This window comes from Pararhodobacter sp. CCB-MM2, from assembly GCF_001691415.1.
In the GTDB taxonomy this organism is placed as follows: Bacteria; Pseudomonadota; Alphaproteobacteria; order Rhodobacterales; family Rhodobacteraceae; genus Pararhodobacter.
The window spans coordinates 358,707-372,110 of record NZ_LRRR01000001.1 but is presented as its reverse complement, the minus strand read 5'-3'; the positions used below and the strand labels follow the sequence as shown (position 1 = coordinate 372,110).

The following is a 13,404-nucleotide window of genomic DNA, read 5'->3' as shown; positions in this document are numbered from 1 at the left end:
AGCCTTCTGAATACGTAGGGAAAATCGACGGGGCAGGGTGGCTTAATAGCCGAACCAGCCCCGCACGATGCCTGCGCCCCCGGTGATATCCTCGCCGACCCCCGCCACGGTATTGCACGCCGACAACGTGGTCAGCGCAAGGGCAAGGCAAAGGGCAAGTCTCATTCCTGATACCACCATGTTTCGGGCAGGAAGCCGGTCCAGTCGCCATATATTGGCAAAACATCAGGAAAGTGCAAGTTCGACTGAAGCGCCATGCGGCTGGTCGGAGAGAACCAGAACGGGATCGCATAGCGTCCGGCCATCAGCACCCGGTCCAGCGCGCGAACGGCGGCGGTGAAATCCTCGTCGCTTTCGGCCGACAGCATGGCACCGATCATCGCCTCCACCGCCGGGTCCTGCACCCCCGCGAAGTTGCGCGTGCCCGGATTGTCCACGCCCTCGGCGCCCCAATAGAGGTATTGCTCGTTGCCCGGCGACAGCGACATCAGCCGCAGCGCATAGGTCATGTCGAAGTCGTACTGGTTCGTGCGCTGCACATATTGCGCCGAGTCGATGAGGTTGACCCGCGCGGTGATCCCGAGGCCCTGCAGGTCCTCGACATAGGCCTGCGCGGTGGCGAGGATCTCGGCCTGGCCCTGAAGCAGCAAGATCTCGAAGGTAAAGGCCTCGCCGGCGCCGTTGCGCAGGACGCCGGAATCATCCGGCTCCCACCCGGCCTCGGCCAGCAGGCGCATCGCGGCACGGCGGTTGCGACGGGCGTTGCGGCCGTCATTCTCGGGCAGGGCGTAGCCGTCGATGGCACCGGGGGGCAGCTCGTCCGCGAAGGGCGCCAGCAGCTCGGCCACGCGCCCTTCGGCCGGGCCGGGGCGCATGCCCAGCACCGAGTTCCCGAAATACGAGGCGATCCGCGGCTCGGCCCCGCCGGTGACCAGCGTGTTGATGCGCTCGAAGTCAAAGGCGAGCAGAAGCGCTTCCCGAACGCGCCAATCCGCGAATTGCGGGCGACGGGTGTTGATCCAGAGGCCCGACATGCCCGAGGGGCGCTGATGCGGCACCTCCACCTGCCGGGCGCGGCCGTCCTGAATGGCCGGGAAGTCATAGCTGTCGGCCCAACGCGCCGCGTTCCCTTCGCGCCAGACGGAAATCAGCCCGGCCTTGAAGGCCTCGAAGGCCACGGACATGTCGCTGTAATATTCATAGCGGATTTCGTCGGCGTTGTACTGGCCGGCGAAGAACGGCAGCGCGTCGCCCCACCAGTCGGGGATTCGCCGGAAGGTGACCGAGCGACCCGGGTCGACCGCCGAGACCGCGTAGGGGCCCGAGGCGATGACCGGCGTCAGCGAGCTGTCGGCGAAACTCCGCCCACCTTGGCTCACGTCGAATTGAGCCCGCTGCACGATCGGACGCAGGCCCAGGATCAACGGAAGCTCGCGGTCCGGTTCCGTGAAGGTGAAGCGCAAGCTTCGCTCTCCAACCCGCTCCATCGACTCAATCTTTGTCCAAGCGGTCTGGTAGCGGGGGTGGCCTTCGGTGCCCATGGTCTCGAAGGACCAGATCACATCCTCGAGCGTGACCGGGCTGCCGTCCGAGAAACGGGCCCCCTCGCGCAGGGTGAATTCGACGTAGGATCGGGCCGAATCAGTCTCCACGGACTCGGCCAGAACGGCATAGAGGGTGAAGGGCTCGTCATAGGAACGGCCCAGAAGACTCTGAACCGTCAGCAGGTTGACGCCCCAGGGCGCCGAGCCGCGCAGGATGAACGGGTTCAGGCTGTCGAAGCTGCCGACCTCGGCGAAAACGAATCGCCCACCGTGCGGCGCCTCTGGATTGGCATAGGGCAGAGCCACGAAATCTTGTGGCAGCGCAGGCTCTCCATACATAGCGATGCCGTGCTGCGGGCCGTCCTGTGCCACTGCGGCATAGGGCAAGGCGACTGTTGCCAGCAGGGCTGCAATCACCGGAATCAAGGGGAATGGGCGATTTTTGATGGCCATGTTGGAGACAATCCCTTTTGCGTCGCACTGTCCTAACGGGGTACCCGCTCGGCTAGGGCGCTGTAAACTTTAAGCTTGGCCCGGTCTGAACAACGCGCTATAAGTACCTTACTGCTCGATAGGTTTCTTGCCTGTATGAAACCTGCCTCAACGACTGACGCCCGCCTCGCGCGGGCGTTTTTTTTTGCTTCTGGCAATCCCGCGCCGCCATCTTATGTTGCAGGTGCAGCATCAACCGCTGCCGGATTACCAGGAGGGTACCATGACCGAGAAAACACTGAGCGGACGCCGGGCCATCGTGACCGGATCGACCTCGGGCATCGGCCACGGGGTCGCCGAGGCGCTTGCCGCCGCCGGGGCCGACGTGGTGCTGAACTCTTTCACCGATACGGAAGACGACCACAAACAGGCTGCGGATCTTGCAGCCCAATACGGCGTTTCGGTCACCTACATCAAGGCCGATATGTCGAAACCGGACGAATGTCGCGCATTGATCGAAAAGGCCGGGGGCTGCGACATCCTCGTGAACAACGCGGGCATCCAGCACGTCGCCAAGATCGAGGATTTCCCGATCGAAAAGTGGAACGCGATCCTTGCGATCAACCTCTCGTCGGCCTTCCACACCACCGCCGCCGCGCTGCCGGGCATGTATGCCAAGGGCTGGGGCCGGGTGGTCAACATCGCCTCGGCGCATGGTCTGACCGCCTCGCCGTTCAAATCGGCCTATGTGGCCGCGAAACACGGCGTCGTGGGTCTGACCAAGGTCACCGCGCTGGAGGCCGCCGGCAAAGGCGTTACCGCCAACGCCATCTGCCCGGGCTATGTGCTGACCCCGCTCGTCGAGGCGCAGATCCCCGACCAGATGAAGACGCATAACATGGACCGCGAGACCGTGATCAAGGAGGTCATGCTGGAGCGTCAGCCGTCGAAGGAATTCGCCACCACCGAGGAAATCGGCGGCACGGCGGTGTTCCTGTGCTCGAATGCGGCCAAGCAGATCACCGGCACCACGATCAGCGTCGACGGAGGCTGGACCGCCCTGTGACGCAAGCGGGGCGCGACGGCATCGCCGCGCCCCCCGTTTTACCTGAGCAAGGGGCAGGGCGATGAAACCGACCCGCCGGATCAACCTCGCGCTGCAGGGCGGGGGCGCGCATGGCGCCTTCACCTGGGGCGTGCTGGACCGACTTCTGGACGAAGACTGGCTGGAGATCGCCGCGATCAGCGGCACTTCGGCCGGAGCGCTCAATGGCGCGGCCTACAAGGCCGGCTACTGCAAAGGCGGGCGCGAGGGCGCACGCGAGACGCTCAACGCCCTGTGGGCCCGTGTGGGGCGTGGGGGCATCGATGATCTGCCTTTGGCCCGCGCCGGTGCGCCGCTCGACTGGATGACCGCCTTCTTCTACCCGGCCAACGTCGCCGCCCGAATGACCGAGGCCTTCCTGCCGATCTCGCCCTTCGACCTCGCCTCGCAGGTGTTCAGCCCCTACGATTGGGGCCCGCTCTGGCAGAACCCGCTGGAGCCCGCTGTGCGCGCGCTGGAGCTGGAGCATGTGCAGGCCGACAAGGGCCCGCAGCTGTTCGTCGCCGCGACCAATGTCCATTCCGGCAAGGTCCGGGTGTTCGGTGGCGCCGAGGTCACACATCAGGCGATCCTTGCCTCGGCCTGTCTGCCGACCTTCTTCAAGGCGGTGGAGATCGACGGCCAAAGCTATTGGGACGGCGGCTATTCGGCCAACCCGGCGCTGTTCCCGCTCTATGATCAGGGCCTGCCGGATGACGTGGTGATCGTCTCACTGAACCCGTTGAACCGGCCGCAGGTGCCGGAAAGTTCGCAGGAAATCCTGAACCGGATCAACGAGATAAGCTTCAACGCCGCGCTGTTGCGCGACTTGCGGGCCATCGCCTTCGTGAAGCGGCTGATTGCCGAGGGATCGATCACCGAGGGGGCGATGAAGGACGTGCTGGTCCATTTCATCTCCGACGACAAGCTGATGCGAACGCTGTCCGCGCGCACCAAGGTGATGCCGACGCCGGACCTTCTGGAAGACCTGTTCGTCGCAGGTCGCAAAGCCGCCGGTCGCTTCCTGAAATACCATGCCGACGACCTGAACGAGAGGGCGACGGTCGATCTGCAGAAGATGTTCGGCTGAGAGTCAGCTGCGGGTCTTGCGACCGTTGGCGCCCACGCTGTCCGGCGTCACAAGGCCGGCCGAGATGATCAGCTTGGCCGCATCCTCGATCGACATGTCGAGGTAGGTGACGTCCTTTTCCGGCACGAACAGCAGGAAGCCCGAGGTCGGGTTCGGCGTGGTCGGCAGGAAGACCGAGATCAGCTTCTCACCGTCCAGCTTGCGCGCCACTTCGCCCTTGGTCTCGGTCGAAACGAAGGCGACCGCCCAGAGGCCCGGGCGCGGGTATTCGACGATGCAGGCGCGTTTGAACGAGGTGCTGCTCTGGGCGAAGACGGTTTCGGCCAGCTGCTTGATCGCGTTGTAGATCGAGCGGACGACCGGCATCCGCGCGACCAGATCCTCGGCCCAGTTGATCAGCGAGCGCCCGATGAAGCCCTTGGCCAGCCAGCCGACGATCAGCACGAACAGCAGCGCGATGACCACGCCGACGCCGGGGATGTTCAGGGTGGGCAGCGGCTCGGGCAGCCAGCGCACCGGGATCAGCGGGACGACGCGGCTGTCGACGAATTCCACGAAGGCGCGGATCAGCCAGATCGTCAGCACCGCCGGCGCGACGACCACAAGGCCGGTCAGAAACGAGGCGCGCAGCCCGGCGAAAAGCCCGCGGCGCGGCGGGCGAGGAGGGGTCGTCATGGCGTGCGAGGGTCCTCAAGGGCCGATCCGCCCTTAGATAGGCGCGGCCCATTGCCCTCGCAAGCCCTCACGATCCGCCGAAAAATGCCTGACATTCATCGGCGGGATCGCGACCCAATGTCAGACCAATTCCTTGGCGATGGCCGAGGCCAACCGGGCGTTGTTCAGCACCAGCTCGATATTGGCGACCAGCGATTTGCCTTCGCTCAGCTCGAAGATGCGCTGCAGCAGGAACGGGGTCACGGCCTTTGCGCTGATGCGCTGCGCCTCGGCCTCGGCCAGGGCGCGGTCGATATAGGGCAGCATCTCGGCACGGGGGATTTCATGCTCGGCCGGGATCGGGTTGGCGACGAGCTGTCCGCCCTTGAGGCCCAGCGCGCCGCGCAGCTTGTGTGCCGAGGCGATCTGCGCCGCGTCGTCCATGCGCAGCGGTGCCGCGAGGCCCGAGGCGCGCGACCAGAAGGCGGGCAGATCGTCCTGACCCACAGCGATGACCGGAACCCCTTGGGTTTCCAGCACTTCCAGCGTCTTCGGCAGATCGAGGATCGCCTTTGCGCCGGCCGCGACCACGGTCACCGGGGTCTGCGCCAGCTCCAGAAGGTCAGCCGAGATGTCGAAGCTGTCCTCGGCGCCGCGATGGACACCCCCGATGCCCCCCGTCGCGAAGACCGAGATCCCGGCGAGATGCGCGCAGATCATCGTGGCGGCGACGGTGGTAGCGCCGGTCTTGCCCGCGGCGAGACACACGGCCAGATCGGCGCGCGACAGCTTCATCACGCCCTTGGCCTGACCCAGACGGTCCAATTCCTCATCGGTCAGACCGACATGGATGACGCCGTCAAGAATGGCGATGGTCGCGGGGACCGCGCCGGCTTCCCGCACGGTAGCTTCGACCTTGCGGGCGGTCTCCACGTTCTGCGGGAAGGGCATGCCATGGGTGATGATCGTCGATTCCAAGGCCACCAGCGGGCGGCCCTCGTCGCGGGCGGCGGCAACTTCGGGCGAATAGGTCAGGGGGAGCGTCACGGTTGGAAATCCTCGAAGGCGACATAGGCGGCGGCGGCTTCCTGTGCGCGTTCCAGCGCTTCGACAGGGCCCGCACCACGGGTTTCGGCGAAAAGATGGGCGGCCATGAACGTGTCCCCGGCCCCGGTGATCCGGCGAGCCTGAACGGGACGCGCGGCGCGGGTGAGGACCGGCTGGCCGGCGGTGGCATCGGCGGCGGGATGCGCACCATCGGTGACCAGCGCGCGCGCGGCGCCGGCGGCAACAAGGGCCGCGGCAGCTTCGGCGGCGGTGGCAGGGTTGGTGCCGGTGATCAGCCCGGCTTCCTGCCGGTTGACATAGAGCGTGGCGCGCGGATGACGCATCACCGGGATCAGGCGTTCGGCCTTGCCGGGGCTGGCAGGGGCGATGCGCAGATCGGCACGCGCGAACAGCGGCGAGGCGGCGATCTGGGTCAACAGCTCGGCCGTCAGGTTGCCGTCGAGGGCGATGGGACCGGCCCAAGGCGCCTCGGGCGTGCCCAGGCGGCCATCCGACAGCGCGGCGAGGATGGCGTCGCCCGCTTCCTCCAGCGAATGGGCGTCGGCGATGGCGGCGACGAGGCCGGTCTCATCCTCGATCGCCATGTAGCAATCGGTCGGTCGGGCCGAGCGAAAGGCATAGGCGGTGCTCACGCCCAGCTTCTCGGCGGCGGCGAGCAGCTCCGTGCCCTCGCCATCCTCGCCGATGGCGGTCAGGACGGCGGGCTTCAGGCCGAAGCGGGCCAGCGTCATGGCGATGTTCATGGCCACGCCACCGGGCAGGCGGCGAATGCGGCCCGCGACGTCGCCGCGCCCGGCGAGGAAGACTTCGGGGCGGCCGATGATGTCCCACAGGACCGAGCCGATGCAGAGGATGTCAGGCGGGTTCATGCTTTGCGGAAGGTAACGATCAGGGCCGTGTCACCGGCGTGGGAAGGGTCGCGATCTCTCGCGGCCTGCCCGTAAATGGCGACCTCGTGTTGGTCAAGGTCGCGAATGCGGTTCCCCAGCGTCGCGAAGGCCGGACCAAAGCCCAGACGATCCCAGACCTGCTGGTTGATCGACAGCGCGACCACCGCGCCGGAGATCAGCGCGCCGAGCATCGGCTCCAGCGCCTCGGGGCCGACATGGCCGTGGGTGAAGGTGCCCGAAGAGGTGATGCCGGCATAGCCGCCCAAGGGCAGCGGGCGGGTGACATCGGCGATGGTCAGGTCGCGGTAGACGCCCTTGCGCCGGGCTTGCGCCAGCATCTCCTGCGACAGGTCGATGCCGTCGATGGGGCCCGCGTGGCCCAGCCCGCGCAGGGCTGCGGCCAGAAGCCCCGTGCCGGCACCGACATCAAGGATCGGCCCCGCGGGCGGGCCTGCACGCAGGAAGGCGGCGGCAACCTCGGCCGGCAGGCGGTAGTCCATGCCTTGGGCGAAATCCTCGTCATAGGTCTCGGCCCAGTCGGCATAGAGTTGGCGAACGGATTCGGGTCCCGTCAGCGCATAGGCGCCGGAAAGATCAGGTTTCTCCATGGTTTGATTGGGCCACGCCGGGACGATTCTGTCCAGTGGCGCACCGGGTGGATCGGCGGGAAAGCGGGCTAACGCCAGTGATCCGGGCTGCGCTTGTGGCCCAAGGGCAGATTGGTGGCGACGCGCTGCAGGTATTCGGGTTGGCTGAGGAAGCGGCGCCCTTGGGTGAGCGGCACCCGTGCGGCGGCGCGGGTCAGCATCGCAGGCCCGGCGTCCCACCACGGATAGGGTGTTTCGCCCCGGTCAAGGAGCGTGCTCAGGCGGTCCGCCACGCTGTCGCGCAGGTGGATGAACAGGGGGTTCCGAGGCTCTGTCGCGAGGAAGTTGTTGGCCAGCGTGCCGTGGCCCTCCTCGATCACCAGAACGCTGCGCGCACCGATAAGCCAGTCCTCGACCAGCGCGCGGGGATATTCGTCGAGATCGGCGAACAGGCCGCCGTCCTGCGCCAGCAGCGCCAGCCGGAACAGGTCCGCGCGGGTGGCGGCGCTGGTGAGCCGGTCGAACAAGGGGGCCAACGTGGTATGGGCCTCCAGCCAAGTGCGGGCCGAGGCCGCGTCGAACAGGCGTTGCGGGTAGAGGTCTGCCCAAGCGCACAGGCTGCGATCCAGCCCCGGCGGGCGGGGGCCTTCCCAATAATGCGCAATCTGTCGGGGGATCTGGGCGCTGGGGTCAGGCGTGAAGGCCGGCGGGGCCAGCGCGAAACGGCGGGCAGCTTGGCCGGGGCCGTCCGGCGCGGTGGCCGCGTCCCTCGTGATGAGGTCGCGCAGGTCATCCTCAACCGGTTGGCCGGTCTGGGTGGATTTCAGGCTGCGGAACCGGGCGAGGTGATCGGCGCATCGGCTGTCATCGCCCTGCAGGAACGCCATCCGGGCGGCGCTGAGGTGCAGTCCCATGCGGTTGGGAAAGGCTGTCAAAGCCAGGGACAAGGCAGCATTGGCGGCGGGGAGGTCGCGGGATGCGAGGGCGATCTCGGCCCGCCAATAGGCGTGATCGGCGGCCAAGGGCGCGGCGAACGGCGTCGGGCCCAGTGCTTCGGCGGCGTCGAGGGGGCGGCCCGCCATCTTGAGCGCCTCGGCGCGGCGTTGACGGAGACGGTAGGCCTCGTCAGGCGGCAAGGGTGGGGCGTGGTTCAGGCGCTCCAGAGCGGCATCCGGCAGCCCGAGGCGCAGGAAGGTGACGGCGGCGGCGCGCGGGTCGGGATGGTCGGGCAGGGTGGCCGCGAGGGCGTCCCAATCCTCGGTCAGTTCGCGGGCGGAGAGCAGCGCCGCGCCCAGCGCCCGGTCGCGGGGGAACAGGCGGCTCGCGGCCTCGGCATGGGCGCGGAGAGGGGCGTAGTCGGCGTCTGGACTTGTGGCGATCTCGGCACCGAGGCAGCGAAGATGCAGGAGGTGCCGGCGCAGGGGCCAGGTCCAAGGGGTGTCGGCGTCATCCAGCGCGGTCAATTGTGCACGCGCGTCGCCGTGGTCTTCGCGGGCGAGCGAGAGCCGGATACGCAGCAACGGAAGTGCGGGGTGATCCGGGCAATGATCTGCGAAGGACGTCAGGGCGTCTTGGGCTGCGGGGATGTCCAATTCGGTTAGGAAGACGTCGCAGAGCCATGTCCACAGGGCGGGCTGCGGCGGGAGAGTGGCTTTGTCTCGGCGGAGCTGCTCGCTCAGCGCGGCGGCACCCTTCTGGCGGTAGATCTGCAACAGGCCAAGGCGATGGGCGTGTGACGCTGGAAGCGGGCCGGGATCTTCGCCGGCGAGGATGCGCAGTTCGGCGCGGGCGAGGATGTCCTCGGCATGGCTGGGCGCATCGGGGTTCAGGCCTTCCATTACCGCCAGCGCCTCGGCCGGTTGGCCCAGTGACCACAGCGCCCAGCCCAGCGCACCGAAGCGGCGGCCCTCGGTGGTAACGGCGCGCTGCAAGGGGGCGGCGTCGCGCGCGGCGGGCACGGACAGCCATGCCAGATCAACGGACCATGGGAAGGCCGCCTGCAGCGCGGGCAGATCGACCGTCAGGCCCATCCGCGTCAGCACCCGCGCCTGCGCCAGAACCGCCGGATAATCCGCGCGGCCGAGCAGCGCGCGACCCGGCGCGGACGGGTCCGGCAAGGGGCCGGACCAAAGCTGCCGGGCCAGCGCCTCGGGCGTCATTCGGACAAAAGGCGCTCGCCCTCGGCAAAGCGCATGCCGAGTTCGCGCTCGCAATCCAGACGGAAGCGCCATGTCAGGCCCTGGAGGAACATCAGCACGGCGCGATCCATCGGGAATCTCTCGGAGGCCCAGACCTTCGAGCCCATCAGCCGCGCGATCCGCTCCGAATTGGCCTCAGCCAGATCGAGGCCGAGGGTTCGATAGATGGCCTCGACACTGCCGGCGCGGTCGGTGTGAAAATCCTCGTAATTCAGCAAGATGAGGTCCGGATACTGCGCCCGCCACCGGGTCACGTTCCGCAGGTAATCGCCATGCAGGGCCAGCTTGGCGTCGCGCATCAGGCTGAAGAAGGCCTCGTCGCGGTGCAGCGGCTCGGCATGATCCTTACCGTAGCGCCACAGCATATGCATGCGAAGCGCGGAGACGGCGCGGGCCAAGGGATCGCGCAGGATGTAGATCACCCGAGCGGTCGGGTTCAGCGCCTTGCACTCGGCGATCTGATCCTTGGTCAGATAGGCGTATTCCGGGGTGAAATCCATCGACAGCATCGAGGGGTCCACGGGCGGGGTCATCAGCTCGCGATACCATTCGACCCCGCGATGATGGTTCCAATCCCAGAAATGCGCCTCCTTGACCGTCGAGGTCACGGGTTCGCTGTTCGGAAAGCTGTGCGTCTTGGGGTGCGAGTTCAGCACCGAATGCAGCCACGAGGTCGAGCCCTTCTGGCAGCCGATGCACAGGATGTCGGTGATGTTCTCGCGCGTCATGCGGAGGCCTCCAGCAACGCGTCGCCTTCGGTGAAGGTCACCTGCGCTTCCTCGCGCAGGGCCTCTCGCAGCGGCCACATCGCGCCGTGCAGGAAATCGAGGCAATCGGGCTCGAAGCCATAGCGCGGCGTGGCCCAGACATGGCGTGCGGCACGGGTGGTGAGGGTCGCTTGCGTCGCCTCGTCCAGCCCGCCCCAATCGAGGCCCGCGTGATCCAGAACCGCGCGGTAGCCGGCCTGCGGATCGGCGCGCAGCGTCTCGTAATTCAGGACCAGAAGGTCGGGATATTGCGCGCGCCAACGGCGCAGGTTGGCGGCCATGGCCCCGTGCTCCCAGATCCGCGCGTTCTTGCAGCGGTCAAGGAAGGCCTGATCCATGCGGATGGTCAGATCCTCGGGCTTGGCGTTGTGGCTGGCCCACATCGTATGCATGCGGATGCCCGAGACGGCGCGGGCCAAGGGATCGCGCAGGATGTAGATCACCCGCGCGGTCGGGTTGAGCGCCTTGCACTCGGCGATCTGGGCCGGGGTCAGGAAGGCATACTCTGGCGTGAAATCGAGGCTTTTCAGCCGGTCATCAAGGGGGCGCGTCAGAACCCGGTACCAATCCGGCCCGCGTTTGTGATTCCAGTCCCAGTAATGCGCCTCCTTGGAAGACGAGGTCACCGGATGGAAATCGGGAAAGGTCCAGGTGCCGGGATGGCCGGCCAAGGCCTGATGCAGCCACGAGGTCATCGCCCGCTGCGCACCGATGCACAGGATGTCGACGGCGTTCTCGCGGCTCATGCGGCATTTCCTTTGGTGTCATTCTCTGCCGCGAGATCCGCGGGCAGGGGCCATTGCGCGGCAAAGGCCTCCCGGTGCTTGGCGAGGGCCTGGGTATCCCGTGCGGCGCGGGCGGCCTCGATGGCCTTGCGGCGGCGGAAGGGGTTGTCACCTGCCGCAACGGCGGTTTCGAAGCAATCCAGCGCCAGCCCCGGCTGGTCGCCCCGCAAGCACAGGTCACCCAGCATGCGCAGGGCGTAGCCGGTGCCGCCGTGGCTGTCGTCACGGAAGCGGGGATCGCGAACGCGGCCCGCAAGGACCGGAACCAGCAGGCGGGTCAGCGCAATGCCCCGAGAAAGGCGGTTGAAGTCGAACACCGGGGCGATGGCGCCGGCGATGCGACCGAGATCGACGGGCAGGGCGCCGGGGCTGGACGCAGCCTGCGCTTCCAGCCGGGCCGAGCCCATGTCCGCCACCTGCCACGCGCGCAGGAAATCGAGGTAGAGGAACAGCCGGATCGGATCGGCGCCCCGTACCGCGCGCGGCCAGCTTTCGGGGTCCGTCAGCGACAGCGGCGCCGCGATGGGATCGGTGGCAAGGGCCGTCGCGGTTCGAAGCAGGGCCTCGGGGTCGCGCTTCATCTCGGGCGCGTGGATGACCAGATGCTCGCCCGGTTCCACGGTCGCCAGACAACGATAGCGCGCGCGCTTGTGGGTGCGATCCTCGATCCGGTGGAACAGGTCGATGCCTTTTTCACCACGCAGGGCGAAATCGGGCAGATCGTCATCAAGCATACGGGCCGTGTCCTTTCTGCGGCGGGGATGGCGGGGTTACAGACGGCTTACCACGAGGTCGTGGCAGACAAAGCGGAAATCATTGGCCATGCGGGGCAGGGCGATCGACAGCTTCGGCTTCTCCGAGGCATCGAGAAGACTTGCGGGGAAGTCACGGACGATGCGCTCGGCACGGCCGGGGGGCAGGGCGTGGACGTAGTTCTCTGTGAAGCCCTGAGCTTTGCGGCCCAGACGGTCTCGGGTGTAGCGCGACAGCGAGGTCTCCAACAGATAGCCGTGTGGCGCACTGAGGACGACCTCGCAGCGCAGCCCCTCGCCCTTCTTTGCCAGTCCCTCCAGCGACACTTCCAAGGCACACCAATCGCCGGTCGAGGGGATTTGCACCACGAGGCGGCGTTGCCAGGCCGAGCCGTGCATCAGGATGCCGGGGGGCGTCCCGTCCATCGACAAGGTCAGACGTTTCAGGAAGGGCGTTCCGACGCCAAGTGGAAAGCCCATGTCCGTAGGCCCCGTCTCGTCCCAAACTGACCAGCACCGCGCCTCTGCGAGGGCTTCGGCCTGGACGGGCTCACCAATCCCGAGCCGTTGTTCAAGGCGCTCGTAGCGATGACGTGCCTCGCGCCCCTCGCCGTTGACCTTGTGCCAAAGGCCCGAGGTCTCGTCGTTGATTTCCTTGACGATTGTTGCCGCGGCTGCGCGCACCATGGCCCCCTGACGCGCCAGCCGCGGATCGGAAGCCTCCTCAGGCGAGGTGAGCGGCACCTTGGCGAGGTCCGAATAGAGACGCCAGTCGTAGGACGGGTTGTCGAGCGTGTTCATCGCCACGCTCTGCGCGGTGTCATCTTTGCGGCGGATGCGGCGATGGTGATGGGCGAGCGGCCGGTCAAGGATCGCCAGGCGCCAGTGCTGCAGGAAGCGGGTCATGAAGGCCCGATCCTCCATCACGCTGAACGCCGCCGGGAAGCCGCCCGCCGCCTGAACCTTGGCCCGGTCCAGCATCCATTGCACCGGGTAGAGGTCATGGCGGTAGGTCACATAGGCCACCGGGTCGAGGAAGAAGTCGCGGCGCCGGAAGGCTTGCGGCAGCTCTTCTTCGCCCATCGGTACAAGGGTCTCGATACCATCCTCGATCACCAGATCCTCGCGCTTCGCAACCACGAGGGCCGCGACGCCACCAAGATCGCGGGCGACGGCGCGCGTCCGGTCATAGAATTCGGTCAGCGAGGTCAGATAGTCGGTTGTCCAGGTGTCGTCGTCGTCGAGGCAGCAGACCAGCTCCGTGGTCAAGGCTGCGACGCCGCGGTTGAAGGCCTCGGACCGACCGACCGAGGAAGGCAGGTCGAGGCGCAGCAAGCGGTCCGGCGTGAAGGCGTCCGTCAACCCTGCGGTCTGGATGGCGGCGCTCAAGACGCTTGCGTCACCGCCGTCGTTGACCAAGGCCACGCACCAATCGGGATAGGTCTGATCCAGCACCGTCTGCAGGGCGCGGGTCACGAAACCCGGACGGTCCCGGGTCCGGATCACCACTCCGACACGCGGTTGCGAAGGCGTTGCACGATCAGCCATCTATC

13 protein-coding genes are annotated in these 13,404 nt (G+C 67.0%); 2 read left to right on the top strand and 11 right to left on the bottom strand.

The genetic code is table 11. The annotated features are described in order from the left end of the window. Positions 1-42 precede the first annotated feature (42 nt). A complete protein-coding gene (locus BCY78_RS26165; RefSeq protein ID WP_255402794.1) occupies positions 43-165 on the bottom strand; it encodes a hypothetical protein in 123 nt (40 codons plus the stop codon). Then, a complete protein-coding gene (locus tag BCY78_RS01750; RefSeq protein WP_068296919.1) occupies positions 162-1,883 on the bottom strand; it encodes an extracellular solute-binding protein in 1,722 nt (573 codons plus the stop codon). The genes BCY78_RS26165 and BCY78_RS01750 overlap by 4 nt, the downstream gene beginning before the upstream one ends. A gap of 376 nt (positions 1,884-2,259) precedes the next feature. On the opposite strand from BCY78_RS01750, the gene BCY78_RS01745 reads away from it, so the two are divergent. Together BCY78_RS01745 and BCY78_RS01740 are read left to right on the top strand one after the other, a co-directional pair. Continuing rightward, positions 2,260-3,042 (top strand): 3-hydroxybutyrate dehydrogenase, encoded by a 783-nt coding sequence (locus tag BCY78_RS01745; RefSeq protein ID WP_068296916.1) that lies wholly within the window; start codon positions 2,260-2,262, stop codon positions 3,040-3,042. A 61-nt stretch (positions 3,043-3,103) separates the two neighbouring features. Then, positions 3,104-4,150, top strand: coding sequence for a patatin-like phospholipase family protein (locus BCY78_RS01740; RefSeq protein WP_068296913.1), 1,047 nt, complete (start codon positions 3,104-3,106; stop codon positions 4,148-4,150). A gap of 3 nt (positions 4,151-4,153) precedes the next feature. Here the strand turns inward: BCY78_RS01740 and BCY78_RS01735 are convergent, their stop codons facing one another. The 9 genes from BCY78_RS01735 to BCY78_RS01695 all read right to left on the bottom strand — a co-directional run bounded on the left by BCY78_RS01735 (position 4,154) and on the right by BCY78_RS01695 (position 13,357). After that, positions 4,154-4,825, bottom strand: a complete 672-nt coding sequence (locus BCY78_RS01735) for a DUF502 domain-containing protein (RefSeq protein ID WP_068296910.1) — start codon at positions 4,823-4,825, stop codon at positions 4,154-4,156. 120 nt (positions 4,826-4,945) lie between these two features. Then, positions 4,946-5,851, bottom strand: a complete 906-nt coding sequence (locus tag BCY78_RS01730) for a pseudouridine-5'-phosphate glycosidase (protein WP_068296907.1) — start codon at positions 5,849-5,851, stop codon at positions 4,946-4,948. Next, positions 5,848-6,741: a PfkB family carbohydrate kinase gene (locus BCY78_RS01725; RefSeq protein ID WP_068296903.1), complete on the bottom strand. Its 894-nt coding sequence runs from the start codon at positions 6,739-6,741 to the stop codon at positions 5,848-5,850. The genes BCY78_RS01730 and BCY78_RS01725 overlap by 4 nt, the downstream gene beginning before the upstream one ends. Next, on the bottom strand, positions 6,738-7,370 hold the full coding sequence (locus BCY78_RS01720) for a class I SAM-dependent methyltransferase (protein WP_068296901.1): 633 nt from the start codon (positions 7,368-7,370) through the stop codon (positions 6,738-6,740). The genes BCY78_RS01725 and BCY78_RS01720 overlap by 4 nt, the downstream gene beginning before the upstream one ends. 68 nt (positions 7,371-7,438) lie before the next feature. Beyond that, positions 7,439-9,508: a hypothetical protein gene (locus tag BCY78_RS01715; protein ID WP_068296896.1), complete on the bottom strand. Its 2,070-nt coding sequence runs from the start codon at positions 9,506-9,508 to the stop codon at positions 7,439-7,441. After that, positions 9,505-10,275, bottom strand: coding sequence for a sulfotransferase domain-containing protein (locus BCY78_RS01710; RefSeq protein ID WP_068296894.1), 771 nt, complete (start codon positions 10,273-10,275; stop codon positions 9,505-9,507). Before BCY78_RS01710 ends, BCY78_RS01715 begins: the two co-directional genes overlap by 4 nt. Next, positions 10,272-11,060 (bottom strand): sulfotransferase, encoded by a 789-nt coding sequence (locus BCY78_RS01705; RefSeq protein ID WP_068296891.1) that lies wholly within the window; start codon positions 11,058-11,060, stop codon positions 10,272-10,274. Before BCY78_RS01705 ends, BCY78_RS01710 begins: the two co-directional genes overlap by 4 nt. Beyond that, complete coding sequence (locus BCY78_RS01700; RefSeq protein WP_068296888.1) at positions 11,057-11,833, bottom strand: hypothetical protein; 777 nt, start codon at positions 11,831-11,833, stop codon at positions 11,057-11,059. Before BCY78_RS01700 ends, BCY78_RS01705 begins: the two co-directional genes overlap by 4 nt. Before the next feature lie 36 nt (positions 11,834-11,869). After that, a complete protein-coding gene (locus tag BCY78_RS01695; RefSeq protein WP_068296884.1) occupies positions 11,870-13,357 on the bottom strand; it encodes a glycosyltransferase family A protein in 1,488 nt (495 codons plus the stop codon). Positions 13,358-13,404 lie beyond the last annotated feature (47 nt).

What these genes read in the sequence shown, in the direction of transcription:
- BCY78_RS26165 (WP_255402794.1), bottom strand. Translation starts at nt 165, where the DNA reads ATGAGACTTGCCCTTTGCCTTGCCCTTGCGCTGACCACGTTGTCGGCG.
- BCY78_RS01750 (WP_068296919.1), bottom strand. Translation starts at nt 1,883, where the DNA reads ATGTATGGAGAGCCTGCGCTGCCACAAGATTTCGTGGCTCTGCCCTAT.
- BCY78_RS01745 (WP_068296916.1), top strand. Translation starts at nt 2,260, where the DNA reads ATGACCGAGAAAACACTGAGCGGACGCCGGGCCATCGTGACCGGATCG.
- BCY78_RS01740 (WP_068296913.1), top strand. Translation starts at nt 3,104, where the DNA reads ATGAAACCGACCCGCCGGATCAACCTCGCGCTGCAGGGCGGGGGCGCG.
- BCY78_RS01735 (WP_068296910.1), bottom strand. Translation starts at nt 4,825, where the DNA reads ATGACGACCCCTCCTCGCCCGCCGCGCCGCGGGCTTTTCGCCGGGCTG.
- BCY78_RS01725 (WP_068296903.1), bottom strand. Translation starts at nt 6,741, where the DNA reads ATGAACCCGCCTGACATCCTCTGCATCGGCTCGGTCCTGTGGGACATC.
- BCY78_RS01720 (WP_068296901.1), bottom strand. Translation starts at nt 7,370, where the DNA reads ATGGAGAAACCTGATCTTTCCGGCGCCTATGCGCTGACGGGACCCGAA.
- BCY78_RS01715 (WP_068296896.1), bottom strand. Translation starts at nt 9,508, where the DNA reads ATGACGCCCGAGGCGCTGGCCCGGCAGCTTTGGTCCGGCCCCTTGCCG.
- BCY78_RS01710 (WP_068296894.1), bottom strand. Translation starts at nt 10,275, where the DNA reads ATGACGCGCGAGAACATCACCGACATCCTGTGCATCGGCTGCCAGAAG.
- BCY78_RS01705 (WP_068296891.1), bottom strand. Translation starts at nt 11,060, where the DNA reads ATGAGCCGCGAGAACGCCGTCGACATCCTGTGCATCGGTGCGCAGCGG.
- BCY78_RS01700 (WP_068296888.1), bottom strand. Translation starts at nt 11,833, where the DNA reads ATGCTTGATGACGATCTGCCCGATTTCGCCCTGCGTGGTGAAAAAGGC.